Origin of the sequence: uncultured Arenimonas sp. (assembly GCF_963976025.1) — a bacterium.
Lineage (GTDB): Bacteria > Pseudomonadota > Gammaproteobacteria > Xanthomonadales > Xanthomonadaceae > Arenimonas.
On sequence record NZ_CAXBJS010000048.1, the window covers coordinates 1 to 17395 of the forward strand.

A 17395-nucleotide genomic window follows, 5' to 3' on the forward strand; every position below is an offset into this window, starting at 1 on the left:
AGGACCGGCCCTGGCTGCCCGGCTCCAGGCTCGGGGCCAGCGCGATCTGCGCGACCTTGCCCTGCAGCGGCGTGTCCTGGTGCGCGGCGGCCACCACTTCGGCCTGCTGGCCCATGCGGATGCGCGCGATGTCGGCCTCATCGACCTTCAGCTCGGCCTGGATCGCCGAGGTATCGGCGATCTTCATCAGGCTGGCGCCGGCCAGGGACATGGTGGACGGGATCGCGGTTTCGCCGACCTTGATCGGCAAGGCCACGATGGTGCCGCCGATGGGCGCGCGGATGTCGGTCTTCTGCAGCTGCTCGCGGGCCTCGCTGAGGATGGCCTCGGCCCGGCGCAGCGACTCCTGGGAGCTGCGAAGCTCGACACTCGCCAGGTCGCGGGCGTTGCGCAGGTCGTCGAATTCGCTCTGGCCGATCATCTGCCGGCCCAGCAATTCTTCGCCACGCTTGAGCCGGGTCTCGGCCAGCGCCAGCGCCAGCCGCTGGCGCTCGATGCTGATCTTGCTCTGGCGCTGGCTGGCCTCCTCGCGCTCGATGGCGTTGCGGTAGGTCTCGGGGTCCAGGCGCAGCAGCAGCTGGCCCTTTTCAACCTTGTCGCCTTCCTTGACCAGGATTTCCTCGACCTTGGCCACCAGTTCGGCGGTCAGGTTGACCTCGTCCAGGTAGGCGAGCAGGCCCGAGGCCAGGATCGAGGGGCGGATGTCCTGTTCGGACGCCAGCACCACCTCGACCTCGGTCCGGGACTCGCCGCGCATCGACTTGACCACCAGCAGCAGGGCCATCACCGCGATGATCGCGCCGCCAATCAGCCACTTCTTGTTGAGCTTCATCAGGACAGGTTTCCAGGAATCGAATCAGAGGATCGCGAACAGGGCCATCACGCCGTAGATGACGATCGACGGCAGCAGCACCACGACCAGGGCCTGGCCCCAGCCGGTGCGGAACCAGGTCTTCCAGCCCAGCGCGGCCAGGAACCAGACCCAGAAGTTGAGCAGGCTGAAGCTACGGGCCAGCAGGGACCAGTCGTGGTCCATCGGCAGCTGCACCAGCAGCGGGTCGATATTGGTCAGCTGCATGCTTTCAAGCGACGCCTGCGGCGAGCTGGTGAGCACGGCACCGATCACCACCAGGCTGCCAAGCACCATCGGCATGGACGACCAGCTGACCAAGGCCAGGCCGTGGCGGAAGCCAACCGGCTGCCCGGTGATCTTGCCGGCAAGCAGGTAGTACACGCCGTAGACCAGGAACACGACCACGATGACCAGCAGGGCGCCGACGGCCGCGAACCAGCCCATGGCGCGGGCGCCGGGCATGATCGACTGCATCTGGGCCAGCTCGGCGCTGGTCATTTCCGGGTTCTGCAGCAGCATCTGCGCCGACTGGTACTCGGCGAACCAGGCCGGGTCGACGTTGAGGAAATAAAGCAGGGTCGACACGGCGGTGAGGACCGCCAGCAGCAGCATCGGCACCCAGAACGTGGGCTTTTCGCGCAGATCGGCGAATACCTTGGCCGGCTCGAGGAAGATGTTGATCAGGTGGGACATGCAAGGCTCCTGGCTGGTGAAACCGCGACTCCCCTTGAATCGCAGCGTGAATGGTAGGTGATTCGGGCCCTGCCGTCGGCAAATGGGACGAAATCCTCTCCGGCGGGGATAAAACCCCAGACGCCGCGACGAAACAAAACGTGACATCCCGTTTTCACGCCAGCTTTCGCCCTGGCTGAGAGGCTTCGGGCTCGTCAAAGCCAAAATCTGCCGGGGAGACGCCCATGAGCCGCAAGACCACGCAGGATTTCCATCCCGAAGTGCTGGAGCTGTTCGACCGCTACGTGCACGGGCAGCTGGACCGTCGCGGCTTCCTGCAGGCCGCCGCTGGTTTTGCCGCCGGCGCCTCCGGGGCCGCCGGGTTGCTGGCGGCGCTGTCACCCCAGTTCGTCCAGGCCCGGCAGGTCGAACCCGACGATCCGCGGCTGGCGACCAGCCGCCCGCGCTTCGAATCGCCCAGGGGTTACGGCGAGGCCGGCGGCTACCTGGTCCGCCCCACCGCCGAAACCGGGCCGCTGCCGCTGGTGCTGGTGGTCCACGAAAACCGCGGCCTGAATCCGCACATCGAGGACGTGGCCCGGCGCGTGGCGCTGGCCGGCTACCTGGCCTTTGCCCCCGACGCCCTGCTGCCGATCGGCGGTTACCCCGGCGACGAAGACGCCGCCCGCGCGAAGTTCCAGACCCTCGACCAGACCAAGACCCGCCAGGACATGCTGGCTGCCGCGCGCTGGCTGCAGGGCCATGCGCTGGGCAACCGCCGGCTGGGCGTGGTCGGATTTTGTTATGGCGGCGCCATCGCCAACTTCCTGGCGACGCAGCTGCCCGACCTGCAGGCCGCGGCGCCGTTCTATGGCGGCGCACCCGATCCCAGCGACGTGCCGGCGATCAGGGCCGAACTGCTGGTGGTGCTGGCGGCGGACGACCCGCGCGTCAACGCCAGCTGGCCCGGCTACCAGGCCGCGCTGGAAGCCGCCGGAACCGACTACACCCTGCTGCAGCCCGGCGGCACCGTGCATGGTTTCCACAACGACACCACGCCGCGCTACGACGAAGACGCCGCGCGCCTGGCCTGGGACGCCACGCTGGACCTGTTCGAGCGGCGGCTCAAGGTCTGATCCGGGCGGGGAAGGTATACTTCGCGGCCGCGTCGGACACCCCAAAATCCATGTTCAAGAATTTCCGTGACGACTGGTTCGCCAACGTCAGGGGCGACGTGCTGGCCGGCCTGGTCGTGGCCCTGGCCCTGATCCCCGAGGCCATCGCCTTTTCCATCATCGCCGGCGTCGACCCCAAGGTCGGCCTGTATGCCTCCTTCTGCATCGCGGTGGTGATCGCCTTCACCGGCGGCCGGCCGGGCATGATCTCGGCCGCGACCGGCGCCATGGCGCTGGTGATGGTGGACCTGGTGGCCGACCATGGCCTGCAGTACCTGCTGGCGGCCACCCTGCTCACCGGCGTGCTGCAGATCCTCGCGGGCGTGTTCAAGCTGGGCAGCCTGATGCGCTTCGTCTCGCGTTCGGTGATCACCGGCTTCGTCAATGCGCTGGCCATCCTTATCTTCATGGCCCAGCTTCCCGAACTGATCGGCGTTTCCTGGCTGGTCTACGCGCTGGTGCTGGCCGGCCTGGTCATCATCTACGGCCTGCCCTACCTCACCAGGGTCGTGCCCTCGCCGCTGATCTGCATCGTGCTGCTTACCGCACTTGCGATGTGGTTCGGCTGGGACGTGCGCACGGTCGGCGACATGGGCGAACTTCCCGACAGCCTGCCGGTGTTCCTGTTCCCGCAGGTGCCGCTGACCCTGGAAACGCTGTGGATCATCCTGCCGGTCTCGGCGACCCTGGCCGTGGTCGGCCTGCTCGAATCGCTGCTCACCGCGGCCATCGTCGATGACCTGACCGACACGCCCAGCAACAAGAACCGCGAAGCCGCGGGCCAGGGCGTGGCCAACATCGCCTCGGGCCTGGTCGGCGGCATGGCCGGCTGCGCGATGATCGGCCAGTCGGTGATCAACGTGAAATCCGGCGGCCGCGGACGACTTTCCGCCCTCGTCGCCGGCAGCGTGCTGCTGGTGCTGGTGGTGTTCGCCGGCCCCTGGGTCAAGCAGATCCCGATGGCGGCATTGGTGGCGGTGATGATCATGGTCTCGATCGGCACCTTCAACTGGGGCTCGATCCGCAACCTGCGCGAACACCCCAGGAGTTCCAGCCTGGTGATGATCACCACCGTCGTGGTCACCGTCGCCACCCACGACCTGGCCAAGGGCGTCGGCGCCGGCGTGCTGCTTTCGGCGCTGTTCTTCGCGCGCAAGGTCGGGCGCGTGCTGCACGTGGGTTCAACCCTTGCTGCCGACGGCGACCGCCGCGACTACGTGGTCACCGGCCAGGTCTTCTTTGCCTCGGCCGACAGCTTCATCGCCGGCTTCGACTTCAAGGAAGTATTGGCGAACGTCAGCATCGACGTCAGCCGCGCGCACTTCTGGGACCTCACGGCGGTCGGCGCGCTGGACAAGGTGGTGCTCAAGTTCCGCCGCGAAGGTACCGTGGTCGAGATCATCGGCATGAACGAAGCCAGCGCCACGATCGTGGACAAGCTGGGCGTGCACGACAAGCCCGACGCCGTCGAACGGCTGATGGGCCACTAAGGGAGACACCTGGCCATGACCGACACCCGCCCGCTCATCCACGCCGACGGCCAGGTCCTGGCCGCGCTGGACCCGTCGGTGTATGCCGATTCCGTCGCCGACCACGCCGGCTGGGCCGCGTCCCGGCTCGGTGCCCCGCTGGAGCTGGTGCACGTGATCGACCGCCGCCACGGCGCCGCCGCCGGCACCAACCTCAGCGGCAGCCTGTCGCTGGGCGCGCAGGAAAACCTGCTGCAGGAACTGGCCGACCTGGACGAACAGCGTGGCCGCGTCGACCAGGCCCGCGGCCGCCTGCTGCTCGACCAGGCGCGCGAACGCGTACAAAACAACTTCGGCCTGGCGTCCCAGGCCCGGCAGCGCCAGGGTTCGCTGGTCGACACCCTGCTCGAGCTTGAAGCCGGGGTGCGCCTGTTCGTGGTCGGCAAGCGTGGCGAACACACCGACTTCGCCAGCGGCCACCTGGGCAGCAACCTCGAGCGCGTGGTGCGTTCGGTGCACCGGCCGGTGCTGGTGGCCTCGCGGGCGTTCAAGGCGCCCGCGCGTTTCCTGATCGCCTACGACGGCAGCGCCACCACCCGCCGCTGCGTCGAGATGGTCTGCGCCAGCCCGCTGCTGCAGGGCCTGGGCTGCGACGTGCTCACCGCCGGCGACGCCAGCCCGGAAGCGCAGAAACACATGGACTGGGCGCTGACGACGCTGCGCGAGGCCGGTTTCAGCCCCGAGGCGGTGTTCCAGTCCGGCGCCGCCGACGCGGTCATTGCCGACGTCGCCAAGGCCCGCGGCAGCGACCTGCTGGTGATGGGCGCCTACGGCCACTCGCGCATCCGCAACCTGATCCTGGGCAGCACCACCACCCAGGTCCTGCGCAGCTGCCTGCTGCCGGTGCTGCTGCTGCGCTGATGGCCAAGGGCTAGGGTCCGGCCTGCTCGTCCGCCGTGCGCGGCGAAAGGAACAGGCGTTCGCCGGGAAAGTCGTAGACCACGTTGTATCGGCTCAGGAACCGTGCCCCGACCCGGCCGTGCTGCCCGGTATCAATGATTTCATCGCCCAGCGAATAGCGCACCGGCGTTTCCACCCCTGGGGCGTCGCCAAGGCCAAGGGTCACCGAACTTCCCGTCTGGTAACGCGCCAGGCCACCGACGAAGCAGGCCACGGCTTCTTCGCCGCCAGCCGGCACTTCGATGGCTTCGTGGGTTTGCGGAAACAGGCTCAGGTCGATGCCGGCGCCGCTGTCGACGTGCAGTCGCGCTTCGTAGTCCGCACCCTCGGGGCCGTGCACCCGCGCCTTCGCGTAGGCATGGCGGCTGCTGATCTCCAGCGGCACCACGTGGCCCTTGCCCGTGTAGCGATAGGTGTCCGGATCGTGCAGCACCACTTCGCTGCGTGCGTGGTCGATTTCCACGACATAACGGTGGAAAAGTTCGTGGCCGATCACTCCCTGGAACGGCGGCTCCTTGATCGACGCGTCGCAAAGCACCGTATCGAGCGGCACCGCCAGCGCGGTCTGGCCCAGCAGGGTCACCGGACCAAAATCGATGTCCAGGTCCTGCTGCACGGCGGCGGTGATGCCCGCCACGCCGTCGCCGCCGATCCTGCGCACCTGGCGCATGTCGAAGGGCAGCGAATCGGTCTTTGGCCCGGTGAGCACGGTGAGCATGCCGGCGCCGGTATCGAGCACGAAGTCCAGCGGCGGCGCGCCGTTGATGCTGGCCTTCACCAGCACCCAGCCTTCGTGTTCGCGGAACGGAATACGCAGGGGCAAGGGCTGGTCGAGGCGGGCCTGGGTGCCCGAGTTGGCGAAATACAGGCGAAGCATTTCGGTCTGGCGGCAGCCGGCCAGGCCCTGCAGCAGCAGGGCCAGCAGGCAGGCAAGGACCGTATGGCGCGCGGTGGGTTTGAGCGTGTTCATGGCGACCTCGTGGACTCGGACAGGGCCGGACCGAAGGCCGGCACTTGCCAGGGCGCGGCAAGTGCGTTGAAATTTCCTCCTGTTTTTCAACACAGGCAAGCCAACCGATGGCACGGTCCCGAGTCCCCCGCCCGCCCGTCAAGCGCCGTTACCAGGACGTGGCCGACCCGGCCGGCATCGGCCTGCTGGCCAGCCCGGTGCGCCAGGACATCGTCGACACCCTGGCCGCCCTGGACGGGGAGGCGGACGTGGCAACCGTCGCCGGCGAGCTCGGGCGGGCGGCGGACGGGCTTTATTACCACTTCGAACTGCTGGCCGATGCCGGGCTTATTACGCGCGTCGACGCCGACGGGGACGCCCGCCGCTACCGCATCGGCACCCGGCCCGGCACGGCGCTGCGCCTGGCCTATGAACCTGGCGGTGAATGCGCCGAAGCCGTGCAGGCCGTCGTCGCCAGGCAACTCCAGGCCGCCGGCCGCGACTTCCGCGCTGCCGTAGCCCGGAATGGCGTACGCACCCGCGGACCCGATCGCGAGCTGTGGGCCGGCCGCAGCCGCGGCTGGCTGGACGAGGCCGGCCTGCGCGAAGCCAACGAGCTGCTGGAACGCCTTCAGGCGCTGCTGCAGGGCCCGCGCCAACCCGGCCAGGACCAGCTTTTCAGCCTGTCCTTCGTGATGGCGCCCACGCCCGGGCGGCCAAAGCGGCGAGGCAGGCCGGAATCAGATGAGCCGGATGACGCGGCAAGTCAGCGGCGCGGATAAGGTCCCGCCGATTCCAGTGCCATCGCCTGCGCCTTCAACCGCGACGCGGTCCGGGCATCCAGGCCAGTGCGCAGCACGACGTCGTCGAAATCGGCAAAGGCAGACCCGGATCGCCGGCTTTCCAGCAGCCGCGAGACGGCCTGCTCGCTCAGCCCCAGCGCCGACAGCTGCGCCGCTTCGGCGCTGTTGAGGTTCACCGCGATGCCGTCTTCGCCTTCGGCCAGCAACCACAGGCCGGGGCCCAAGGCGGCATCCAGGCGGGACGGATCGGCCAGCGCGGATTCGCGCGCCGCCGCCAGCGCATCGCGCGCCGGCTTCAGGCGGCCGACGTAGGCTTCGATGTCGCCGGTCGCGCCGGCCAGGGCCAGTTCACCTGCCTGGCGCGGCAGCGCCGGATCCACGGTCGCCCCGTAGGTGGTATCGATGAAAATGCCGATGGCCTGCCGGCCTGCCGCGTCATCGCGGGCATGGAGTTCACGCAGCAGCAGCACCGGCAGGGGCGAGTCCGCCCGCAGCGGCCTGGCCTGCAACGCGGCAAGGGCCTCGAACCAGGGCCGGTAGGCCGCCACCAGGCCATCGGCCGGGGCTTCGCCGATCCAGCGGTGGAACAGCGTCGCGATGACGCCTTCGGAGCTGAGCATCTGCTGGCCGTTGCGAAGGCGCGTGGCGTCGAACTCCGTGCTCAACTGCTCGGCGGTAAGCGCATCGGCGACCCCCTGCATCGGGCGCTGCGCCTGCACGAACAGGTTCGCGCGCACGCCCTGGATGCGCAGGCTGCGGTCGCGGTTGCTGAGCCACCAAGGCAGGAAGGGCCGGGTGTCGAAGCCGTGGTCGATCGCCCGCAGCCGCGCGTTCGCGGTCAGCCGGCGCGCAAGCAGCTGGAAATGGATGGCGAAGCCTTCGTCGAACGCCGTCGGGTAGTCGGTAATCGTGAAGGCGTGGTGCGGCGCCCGCGAATACCCCGCCGGCAGCGACGGCAGCAGCCGGCGCAGGAACACGTGCCCCATCTCGTGCGCGAAGACTTCCTCGAAGCTGCCGTCGGTCAGGCTGCCTTCGTCCACCACCAGGTCGATGTAGGGGGCGTCCACGTAGCGCTCGCCGCCCTCTTCGAGCAGCCAGAAACCATGGCGCGCGAACCCGCCGTCTTCGGGCGACAGGTACAGCCAGGTCGGCTCCCGGCGCGAGGGCTCCGCCAGCCCGCGCGCCAGCGCATCGAGTTCGAGCATGCGCGCCGTGAATCCCTCGCGCGCCTCGCGCTGCACGGCGGCATGGATTTCCCCGCCCTGCACCTGCCTGACCACCGGCACGGCGCGGCCGGCAGGGTCGGGGCGTTCGAGCACCCGGCCTTCTTCCAGCACCGGCGCCACCACGCCCAGGGCGTCGGCGGCCAGCGCCGGCGGAACCGGCAACAACAGTAGGAAAACGAGGGCAAGACTGATCATGCGCATGGGGGAATCCTCGTCCGGTCGGCCCGGACAGGGCCTCAGCAATGGATTTCGGGACGCATTCTAGGCAGGTGTGAAGGCACCGGCATGGGCCGGAAGGCGGTGACATTCTTGCAACGATAGGTTGTCATTTGGGCTATTTGTCCTGCCTGCGTTACCAACGACAATGGCCACCTCATCCCACCCCGGAGGCAGCATGTCTTCCCTGGCCACACTCCCCGCCCGGCTCGGCCTGGCCCTGATCTTCATCCTCGCCGGCTCGCTGGGGCCGGACAGCTGGCTGGGCGAGCGCCGGCCGGGTGCCCGATGATCAGCCTGCGTCCGGCCCGTGAACGCGGGCATGCCAACCACGGCTGGCTTGATTCCTGGCACAGCTTTTCCTTCGCCGGTTACCACGACCCCGAGCACGTGCACTGGGGCCCGCTGCGCGTGATCAACGAAGACCGCGTGGCCCCGGGTCAGGGTTTCGGCACCCACGGCCACCGCGACATGGAGATCATCAGCTACGTGCTCGAAGGCGCGCTGGGCCACAAGGACTCGATGGGCCACGCCGCCAGCATCGTGCCGGGCGAAGTGCAGCGTTTGAGCGCCGGCACCGGCGTCACCCACTCCGAGTACAACCACAGCGCCACGGGCGAAACCCACTTCCTGCAGATCTGGATCATCCCGCGCACCCTGGGCGTGAAACCCGGCTACGCGCAGAAGACCTTCACCGACGCGGACAAGCGTGGCCGCCTGCGCCTGATCGCCAGCGGCGACGGCGCCGAGGGCTCGGTGCCGATCAGCCAGGACGCGCGCCTGTACGCGGGCCTGTTCGACGGTGACGAAGCCGCGGAGCTGGCGATCGCCCCGGGCCGGCTTGCCTACGTGCACCTGGTGCGCGGCGAACTGGAGGTCAACGGCCATCGCCTGCAGGCCGGCGACGCGCTGAAGTTCCGCGACGAGCCGCGGGTCCGGGTGGCGGCGGGAAGCGGCGCCGAAGTACTCGTGTTCGACCTGCCGCCCCTGGACTGAGGCGCTTGGGCATAATCGGGCGGCACCCTTGGAAGGAGCCGCCCGCTTGCGCAAGACCGCCCTCGCCCTCTGTCTGTTCTCGCCCGTCGCCCTGGCGACGCCACCCGCCCTGGACGAGGTCGTCGAACGCACGCGCGAAACCTTCGACGTGCCCGGCATCGCCATCGCCATCGTCAAGGACGGCGAGGTCGTGATGGCCCGCGGCTTCGGCGAACGCGACCAGCGCACGGGCGCGGCCGTGGACGCGCAGACACGTTTCGCCATCGCCTCGCAGACCAAGGCCTTCACCTCGGCGGCGCTGTCGATCCTGGCCGACGACGGAAAGCTTGGCCTCGACGACCGGGTCATCGACCACCTGCCCGGCTTCCGCATGTCCGACCCCTACGTCACGCGCGAAATGCGCGTGCGCGACCTGCTTACGCACCGCAGCGGCCTGGCGCTGGGTGCCGGCGACCTGCTGTTCTGGCCGGCCAGCGAACATTCAACCGAGGAAATCGTCCGGCGGCTGGCGCACGTGCCGCTGGCCACCAGCTTCCGCGCCGACTACGCCTACGACAACGTGCTCTACGCCGTGGCCCAGCGCCTGATCGAAACCGTGTCCGGCCAGTCCTACGGCGACTTCGTGCGCGAACGCATCTTCGTGCCGGTGGGCATGGACGGAGCCGTGGTCAACAGCGACCACCTGCCGGAAGGCGCCAATGCCGCCACCGGCCACGCCAAGCCGGGCTTCGCCGGCGAACTGGTGACGGTGCCGCCCATGACCTGGTCGAACAACCAGGCCGCCGGCGGCATCTACGCCAGCGTCGACGACTTGGCGCGCTGGATGCAGGTCCAGCTCGATGGCGGCGTACTGGGCAAGAACGAAGACGGCAGCGAACGCCGGCTGTTCAGCGCCGCCCGCCATCGCGGCATGTGGGAACTGGTGACGCCCATCCGCATTCCCGCCGAACCCGCCGTGCCGGAACTGGCGCCGGCGCTGCCCCAGTTCGCCGGCTACGGTGAGGGCTGGTCGATCAGCGATTACCGCGGCCATCGCCTGGTCTGGCACACCGGCGGCTGGCCGGGCATGGTTTCGCGGGTCACGCTGGTGCCGCAGCTCGACCTGGGCATCGTGGTACTGACCAACCAGGAGGCCGGCGCTGCCTTCCAGGCCGTCACGCTTGAAGCGCTGGACCATTACCTGCAGGCACCGGACACGGACTGGGTGGCAGCCTACGCGGCCGCCGTCGCCAAATCGCGGAAAAAGGCCGACGAAACCTGGGAAAAACACCAGGCCGCGCGCGACCGGCGCACGCGGCCTTCGCTGCCCCTGGAAGAGTACGCAGCGACCTATCGCGACGCCTGGTACGGCGACGTCACGCTTTCAGTGGAAGGCCGCAAGCTGGTGATGCGCTTCGCGCACACGCCGGCCCTGGTGGGCACGCTGGAACACTGGCAGCACGACACCTTCCTGGTGCGCTGGCACGACCGCGCGCTCAATGCCGATGCCTTCGCCAGCTTCGCCCTGGACCCGGACGGCAAGGTGCGCGAACTGCGCATGCAGGCGGCGTCCTCGCTGACCGATTTCAGCTTCGACTTCCACCACCTGCGGCTGCTGCCGCAGGCCGGGGACAACTAGGCCGCGACCGGTTTCGACCTGGGCCGGGCCGGCACCACCGGCGCCGGCCGGGACTGTTCCGGCACCGCCGAAAGTTCGAGGGCCCCGCTTTCGCACGTCAACCCGCTGCCCTGCGGGCAGGTCTTGAGCATGTAGTTGGCGTCGAAGCTCAGGCGTTCGACCAGGAAATCGACGAAGGCGCGGACCTTCGGCGACGGTACCCGTCCGCGGGTGAACACGGCATTGAAATCCACCTGCGGTCCGGTCCATCCGGCCAGCACGCGCACCGCGCGCCCTGATTCGACGAAGGGTTTGATGCTGACGTCCGTGGACATCAGCAGGCCTTCGCCGCAAAGCATCGCGCCCTGCAGCGGCGCCGGATCGTTGGCGACGAAAATCGGGTTGACCAGGAATTCCTGCGTTGCCTGTTCGCCGGCCGCTCTCAGCGGCCAGCAATAGCGGTTGCCGTGGCGCTGTTTGGAAAACGCCAGCACGCGGTGGTGCTGCAGGTCGTCCGGGTGCAGCGGTTCGCCGTGGCGGGCGACGTATTCGGGGCTGGCATACACCTGGGTCCGGAAACTGTGCAGCCGGCGCGCCACCAGGGACGAATCGGGCAGGCTGCCGATGCGCAGGGCCACGTCGGTTTCGGTGGCGATCAGGTCCAGCTTTTCGTTGCCCAGGTTCATGTCGATGCGCACTTCCGGGTGCCGCTGGTGGAACTCGCTGAGCAGCGGCGCGATCCACATCACCCCGATCGAATACGGCGCGGTAACGCGCAGCCAGCCGCGCGGACCGCCCTGCAGCTGGCCAACGGCGCTTTCGGCTTCTTCGAGCTCACGCGCGATGCGCACGCTGTGGTCGTGGTACACGGCGCCGGCTTCGGTCAGGCCGAGCCGGCGCGTGGTGCGGTTGAGCAGCTGGGCGCCGAGCCGTTCTTCAAGCTCCTGCACCTTCCGGCTCACCGTGGTCTTGGGCAAACCCAGGGTGCGGGCGGCGGCCGTGAAACTGCCCTGCTCAACCACCTTGGCGAATATCAGCGTGTCGTTCAGATCGCGGGCCATGCCTTTCTCCTTGTTCGGGCCATTGGCCCGCTGGCGGGACAATTATTCCCTTCTTCACGGACTTATCAAGTGCCATCCGTGCGCCTAGATTAGCCACCCCGGATCCGGGCCCTGCCGCCAAACCCTCCCCATTGGCAAGGTTCGGATCCCTCCCTCTTCCAGGCACGGCCATGACTATTGTCCCGATTCGTACCGATAATGGGCTATACCGTCCCGCCAACGGGACAATCACGCGTCCGGCCCTGGTGCTCGACGCGGCCGGCGAAGCCGGCGCGGCCATCGTTTCGGCCCTGCTGGCCAGCGGCCGTCCGGTGATCGCGGCGTCGGCAGCGGCGCAATCCCTCGCCGACCTGCCCTCGCCGCCCGCCGGCGGTCCGGACCTTCTGCGCGTACAGGGCAGCACCCACACCGAAACCGCGGGCGCTGCCCTGGCCAACGCCGTGCGCCTGCTTCGCCGCCCCCTGGGCGCCGTGGTCGCCCTGCTGGGCGGCGAACTCATGCCGGGCCGGCTGCTCGACCACGATTCGCGCTTCCTGCGCGAAGCGCTCGACGCCAGCGTCTTCCCGCACCTGGTCGCGGCGCGCCACCTGCTGCCCCTGCTTTCCGAAAGCCCCTTCGCCAGCCACTACCTGGTGGTCGGCGGGCCCGCTGCCGACATGCCGTGGGCAGGTTATGGCCACGCCTCGGTGGCCTCGGCGGCGCTGCGCATGTTCAGCCGGGCGCTGCGCGAAGAAACCCTGGGCACGCCGGTGCGCGTGCAACAGCTGTCGGTCTGCGCGCCGCTGCGCACCCGCCAACGCGGCGACGCCGCCTGCCCCGACTGGCCGGAACCTTCCGAACTGGGCCTGCAGGTGGTCGAACTGCTGGCATCGCCCGGCACCGAGCCGGTGGTCCGCTTCGACCGCCGGCAGGCACACAGCCGGCCGTCCCCCTCCCCCGAACTGCATTCCGAGAAATCGCCATGAACGCACGCCCGATCACCCGTCTCGTCCACCTCGCGGGCTTCGCCCTCGCCGTCGCCATCACCGCTGCCTGCGGCAGCCAGGCCCAGGAACATGGCGCCATCGCGCCGGCCCAGGTGTCAGTGGCACCGGTCGAGTCGCGCAGCATCACACCCTGGGACGAGTTCACCGGCCGGATTGCCGCCATCGAAACCGTGCAGCTGCGGCCGCGGGTTTCGGGCTACGTCGAAAGCGTCGAGTTCACCGAGGGCCAGGAAGTGAAAAAGGGCCAGGTGCTGTTCGTGCTCGACGACCGCAGCTACCGCGCCGCACTCGACCGCGCCGAAGCCGAGCTCAGCCGCGCCCGCAGCCATGCCGCGCTGGCCGACAGCGAACTCAGGCGCGCGCGCCAGCTGGCCGCCGAACAGCTGATCTCGGCGGAACTGCTGGAACAGCGCCGCGCCGCCACTGCCCAGGCCGCATCGGAAGTCCGTTCGGCGCAGGCGCTGGTGGCCCAGGCCCGGCTGGACCTGGACTTCACCCGCGTCCGTGCGCCGATCAGCGGCATGGCGGGCCGCGCGCTGGTGACCACCGGCAACCTGGCCGCGCCCGACAGCACCGTGCTCACGACGCTGGTGTCGCTCGACCCGGTGCACGTGTATTTCGAAAGCGACGAACAGACCTACCTGCGCCACACCAGCAATGGCAGCAACGTGCGCGGCGCCCGCAACCCGGTGCACGTGGGGCTGGCCGGCGAAACCGGCCACCCGCACGAAGGCGAACTCGACTTCATCGACAACCAGGTCGATGCCCGCACCGGCACCATCCGCGCCCGCGCCGTGCTGCCCAATCCCGACCGGACGCTGACGCCGGGCCTGTACGCCCGGGTGCAGCTGGTGGCCAATGCCCCCGAACCGGCTCTGCTGGTCGACGACAAGGCCGTGCTGACCGACCAGGACCGCAAGTACGTCTACGTGGTCGGCGAAAACAACACCGCCGAGCGCCGCGACGTCAGCCTGGGCCGCCTGGTCGATGGCCTGCGCGTGGTCGAACAGGGCCTGTCCGAAGGTGACCAGGTGGTGGTCGGCGGCGTGCAGCGCATCTTCTTCCCGGGCATGCCGCTCGATCCCAAGCCGGCCGGCGAACCGGCCAGCCTCGCGACCGCCGCGGCGGTCGCCAGCGCGAACTGACCCGGAGCTTCCATGGACTTCTCCCGCTTCTTCATCGACCGGCCGATCTTCGCGGCGGTGCTGTCGATCATCATCTTCGCGGCCGGCCTGGTCGCACTGCCTTCGCTGCCGATCGGCGAATACCCCGAAGTGGTGCCGCCGTCGGTGGTGGTGCGCACGGTGTATCCCGGCGCCAATCCGAAGGTGATCGCCGAAACCGTGGCCACGCCGCTCGAGGAGGCGATCAACGGCGTCGAGGACATGATGTACGTCAAGTCGGTCGCCGGCTCCGACGGCGTGCTGCAGCTCACGGTCACCTTCCGGCCGGGCGTGGATCCGGACGAAGCCGCCGTGCGCGTGCAGAACCGCGTCAGCCAGGCGCTGGCACGCCTGCCCGAGGACGTACGCCGGCAGGGCGTGACCACGCAGAAGCAGTCACCGGTGTTCCTGATGGTGGTGCACCTGGTGTCCACCGACGGCAAGTACGACTCGCTGTACCTGCGCAACTTCATGCGCCTGCACGTCAAGGACGAACTGGCGCGCATTCCCGGCGTCGGCGATGCCCAGGCCTTCGGCGGCGGCGACTATGCCATGCGCATCTGGCTGGACCCGGAGAAGATCGCCGCGCGCGGGCTGACCGCCGGCGATGTGCTGCGCGCCGTGCGCGAACAGAACGTGCAGGTCTCCGCCGGCCAGCTGGGCGCCGAACCAATGGCCAACGGCAGCGACTTCCTGCTGCCCATCCACGCCCGCGGCCGCCTGGAAACCCCGGAGGAATTCGGCGCCATCGTGCTCGAGGCCGGCGCCGACGGCGAAATCGTGCAGCTCGCCGACGTCGCCCGCATCGAACTGGCGGCCGGCGACTACACCCTGCGCTCGCGCCTGAACGGCATGAATGCCTCGGCGATCGGCATCTTCCAGGCCCCGGGCGCCAACGCCCTGGACATCCGCGACGCCGTCGTGGCGAAGATGGAGGAAATCTCGCCGCGCCTGCCGCCGGGCGTCGAGATCAAGTCGGTTTACGACACCACCGTGTTCGTCCGTGATTCGATCAAGGCGGTGGTGACCACCCTGCTCGAGGCCACCTTGCTGGTGGTGCTGGTGGTGATCCTGTTCCTGCAGACCTGGCGCGCCTCGATCATCCCGCTGATCGCGGTGCCGGTGTCGGTGGTCGGAACCTTCGCCGTGCTGCACCTGCTGGGCTTTTCAATCAACACGCTGACCCTGTTCGGGCTGGTGCTGGCGATCGGCATCGTCGTGGACGACGCGATCGTGGTGGTGGAAAACGTCGAACGCAACATCGCCGAAGGCCTGGCGCCGCTGGCCGCCGCCCACCAGGCCATGCGCGAAGTGTCCGGGCCGATCATCGCCATCGCCCTGGTGCTGTGCGCGGTATTCGTGCCCATGGCCTTCCTGGATGGCGTCACCGGGCAGTTCTACAAGCAGTTCGCGGTCACGATTGCCATCTCGACGGTGATCTCGGCGATCAACTCGCTGACCCTGTCGCCGGCGCTGGCAGCGCGGCTGCTCAAGCCGCACGGCGCGGCGCCCGACGCGCCGACCCGGCTCATCGACCGCCTGTTCGGCTGGATCTTCCGCCCCTTCAACCGCTTCTTCGGACGCAGCTCGGAGGCCTATGGCCGTTCGGTGTCGCGCATCCTCGGCCGGCGCGGCGCGGTGTTCGCGGTCTACGCCGCGCTGCTGGCCGCCACGGTGGCGATTTCCTCGGCGGTGCCGGGTGGCTTCATTCCGGTGCAGGACAAGCTGTACCTGATCGCCGGCGTCAAGCTGCCCGAAGGCGCGTCCATCGAACGCACCGACCGGGCACTGGCCAGGGTGGCGGAAATGGCCATGCAGATCGAAGGCGTCGAAAGCGAAGTGGCCTTCCCCGGCCTCAACCCGCTGCAGTTCACCAATACCCCCAACAGCGGCGTGGCCTTCTTCTCGCTGAAGCCTGCCAACGAACGTTCGCTGAGCGCCGCGGAGATTACCGCCCGGCTCAACCAGCAAATCGCCGGCATCGAGGAGGGGTTTGCCTTCGCCCTGATGCCGCCGCCGATCCAGGGCCTGGGCAATGGCTCGGGCTATTCGCTGTTCATCGAGGACCGCGCCGGGCTGGGTTATGGCGCGCTGCAGGACGCCGTCGCGGCGTTCCAGGGCGTGGCCTCGCAGTCACCCGGAATGGGCTTCCCGATCACCAGCTACCAGGCCAACGTGCCCCAGCTCGAGGCCGAGGTCGACCGGGTGAAGGCCAAGGCGCAGGGCGTGCCGCTGACCGAAGTCTTCGACACGCTGCAGACCTACCTGGGCTCGGCCTACGTCAACGACTTCAATCTGTTCGGCCGCACCTGGCAGGTGATCGCCCAGGCCGACGGCAACTTCCGCGACGACGTCGAGGACATCGCCAGGCTGCGCACGCGCAATGACCGCGGCGAGATGGTGCCGATCGGCAGCGTGGTGAACATCCGGCGCACCTTCGGCCCCGATCCGGTGATCCGCTTCAACGGCTACCCGGCCGCCGACATCCTGGGCGAAGCCGACCCGCGCGTGCTGTCCTCGGCACAGGCCATGGCCGAGGTCGAAAAGATCGCGGCGCAGGCCCTGCCCCCGGGCATGGCTTTTGAATGGAGTGACCTCAGTTACCAGCAGGCGACCCAGGGCGATGCGGTGCTGGTGGTTTTCCCGCTGGCGGTGCTGCTGGCCTTCCTGGTGCTGGCGGCGCTCTACGAAAGCTGGACCCTGCCGCTGGCGGTGATCCTGATCGTGCCGATGACCCTGCTTTCCGCCCTCGCCGGCGTCTGGCTGACCGGCGGAGACAACAACGTGTTCGTGCAGGTCGGGCTGGTGGTGCTGATGGGACTGGCCTGCAAAAACGCCATCCTGATCGTCGAGTTCGCCCGCGAACTGGAGCTGCAGGGCCGCGGCATCGTCGAAGCGGCGCTCGAAGCCTGCCGCCTGCGGCTGCGGCCGATCGTGATGACCTCGATCGCCTTCATCGCCGGCACGGTGCCGCTGGTGTTCGCTTCGGGGGCCGGCGCCGAAGTGCGCTCGGCCACGGGCATCACGGTGTTTGCCGGCATGCTGGGCGTGACGCTGTTCGGACTGCTGCTGACGCCGGTGTTCTACGTGGCGCTGCGCAAGCTGGTGACACGCCGGGCAGCGAAGCCGGCGACCGACGCGGTGGCCGCGACGATCGCCGCCGGTGTCGGCGTCGCGACGCAGTCGCGGGTCAACGGCGAGCTCGGGCAGCGCTTCGACGACGGCTTCACCGCCGCGCTCGTCTCCTTCTCCTCAGGCTGGGTCATCCT

The 17395-nt window shown here is 68.8% G+C and carries 13 protein-coding genes and 1 pseudogene; 9 read left to right on the forward strand and 5 right to left on the reverse strand.

The features are described 5' to 3' along the window. Together AACZ35_RS05595 and AACZ35_RS05600 are read right to left on the reverse strand one after the other, a co-directional pair. The coding region (locus AACZ35_RS05595; protein ID WP_339826961.1) for an efflux RND transporter periplasmic adaptor subunit at positions 1-832 on the reverse strand (832 nt) is incomplete at its 3' end. 24 nt (positions 833-856) lie between these two features. After that, complete coding sequence (locus AACZ35_RS05600; protein WP_339826963.1) at positions 857-1546, reverse strand: YIP1 family protein; 690 nt, start codon at positions 1544-1546, stop codon at positions 857-859. Positions 1547-1770: 224 nt separating this feature from the next. Between AACZ35_RS05600 and AACZ35_RS05605 the strand changes: the two genes are divergently transcribed. From AACZ35_RS05605 to AACZ35_RS05615, 3 genes are read left to right on the forward strand one after another with little or no spacing between them, the layout of a single operon-like run. Next, the gene (locus AACZ35_RS05605; protein WP_339826965.1) at positions 1771-2661 is read left to right on the forward strand and encodes a dienelactone hydrolase family protein; all 891 of its coding nucleotides are present in this window, start codon (positions 1771-1773) and stop codon (positions 2659-2661) included. 50 nt (positions 2662-2711) lie between these two features. After that, positions 2712-4190: a SulP family inorganic anion transporter gene (locus tag AACZ35_RS05610; RefSeq protein ID WP_339826967.1), complete on the forward strand. Its 1479-nt coding sequence runs from the start codon at positions 2712-2714 to the stop codon at positions 4188-4190. Positions 4191-4205: 15 nt separating this feature from the next. Further along, entirely contained in the window at positions 4206-5090 is an 885-nt protein-coding gene (locus AACZ35_RS05615) for a universal stress protein (protein ID WP_339826969.1), read from the forward strand. A gap of 10 nt (positions 5091-5100) precedes the next feature. Here the strand turns inward: AACZ35_RS05615 and AACZ35_RS05620 are convergent, their stop codons facing one another. Continuing rightward, positions 5101-6099 (reverse strand): aspartyl protease family protein, encoded by a 999-nt coding sequence (locus tag AACZ35_RS05620; RefSeq protein WP_339826971.1) that lies wholly within the window; start codon positions 6097-6099, stop codon positions 5101-5103. Between the two features lie 158 nt (positions 6100-6257). Here AACZ35_RS05620 and AACZ35_RS05625 point away from each other — a divergent pair, with 158 nt between their 5' ends. Next, entirely contained in the window at positions 6258-6860 is a 603-nt protein-coding gene (locus AACZ35_RS05625) for a helix-turn-helix domain-containing protein (protein ID WP_339826973.1), read from the forward strand. Here the strand turns inward: AACZ35_RS05625 and AACZ35_RS05630 are convergent. Beyond that, positions 6845-8308, reverse strand: a complete 1464-nt coding sequence (locus AACZ35_RS05630) for a hypothetical protein (protein ID WP_339826975.1) — start codon at positions 8306-8308, stop codon at positions 6845-6847. The genes AACZ35_RS05625 and AACZ35_RS05630 overlap by 16 nt on opposite strands. Positions 8309-8611: 303 nt before the next feature. On the opposite strand from AACZ35_RS05630, the gene AACZ35_RS05635 reads away from it, so the two are divergent. Next, positions 8612-9319, forward strand: coding sequence for a pirin family protein (locus AACZ35_RS05635; protein ID WP_339826977.1), 708 nt, complete (start codon positions 8612-8614; stop codon positions 9317-9319). A 73-nt stretch (positions 9320-9392) separates the two neighbouring features. Next, entirely contained in the window at positions 9393-10937 is a 1545-nt protein-coding gene (locus AACZ35_RS05640; protein ID WP_339826985.1) for a serine hydrolase, read from the forward strand. 113 nt (positions 10938-11050) lie between these two features. On the opposite strand, the pseudogene AACZ35_RS05645 reads toward AACZ35_RS05640, so the two are convergent. Next, positions 11051-11977: pseudogene (locus AACZ35_RS05645) on the reverse strand (LysR family transcriptional regulator); the annotation flags it as partial. 245 nt (positions 11978-12222) lie between these two features. On the opposite strand from AACZ35_RS05645, the gene AACZ35_RS05650 reads away from it, so the two are divergent. From AACZ35_RS05650 to AACZ35_RS05660, 3 genes are all read left to right on the forward strand, one after another. After that, positions 12223-12942 carry an SDR family NAD(P)-dependent oxidoreductase gene (locus AACZ35_RS05650; protein WP_339826979.1) on the forward strand — a complete coding sequence of 240 codons (720 nt, stop codon included), beginning with the start codon at positions 12223-12225 and terminating at the stop codon, positions 12940-12942. Continuing rightward, positions 12939-14108, forward strand: a complete 1170-nt coding sequence (locus tag AACZ35_RS05655; protein WP_339826981.1) for an efflux RND transporter periplasmic adaptor subunit — start codon at positions 12939-12941, stop codon at positions 14106-14108. Before AACZ35_RS05650 ends, AACZ35_RS05655 begins: the two co-directional genes overlap by 4 nt. 12 nt (positions 14109-14120) lie before the next feature. After that, positions 14121-17395 (forward strand): multidrug efflux RND transporter permease subunit (locus AACZ35_RS05660; RefSeq protein ID WP_339826983.1); only part of this gene is annotated, 3275 nt, incomplete at its 3' end.

Excerpts from the sequence above, each read along its gene's own strand:
- AACZ35_RS05600 (WP_339826963.1), bottom strand. The coding sequence starts at position 1,546 with ATGTCCCACCTGATCAACATCTTCCTCGAGCCGGCCAAGGTATTCGCC.
- AACZ35_RS05620 (WP_339826971.1), bottom strand. The coding sequence starts at position 6,099 with ATGAACACGCTCAAACCCACCGCGCGCCATACGGTCCTTGCCTGCCTG.
- AACZ35_RS05615 (WP_339826969.1), top strand. The coding sequence starts at position 4,206 with ATGACCGACACCCGCCCGCTCATCCACGCCGACGGCCAGGTCCTGGCC.
- AACZ35_RS05635 (WP_339826977.1), top strand. The coding sequence starts at position 8,612 with ATGATCAGCCTGCGTCCGGCCCGTGAACGCGGGCATGCCAACCACGGC.
- AACZ35_RS05630 (WP_339826975.1), bottom strand. The coding sequence starts at position 8,308 with ATGCGCATGATCAGTCTTGCCCTCGTTTTCCTACTGTTGTTGCCGGTT.
- AACZ35_RS05655 (WP_339826981.1), top strand. The coding sequence starts at position 12,939 with ATGAACGCACGCCCGATCACCCGTCTCGTCCACCTCGCGGGCTTCGCC.
- AACZ35_RS05605 (WP_339826965.1), top strand. The coding sequence starts at position 1,771 with ATGAGCCGCAAGACCACGCAGGATTTCCATCCCGAAGTGCTGGAGCTG.
- AACZ35_RS05610 (WP_339826967.1), top strand. The coding sequence starts at position 2,712 with ATGTTCAAGAATTTCCGTGACGACTGGTTCGCCAACGTCAGGGGCGAC.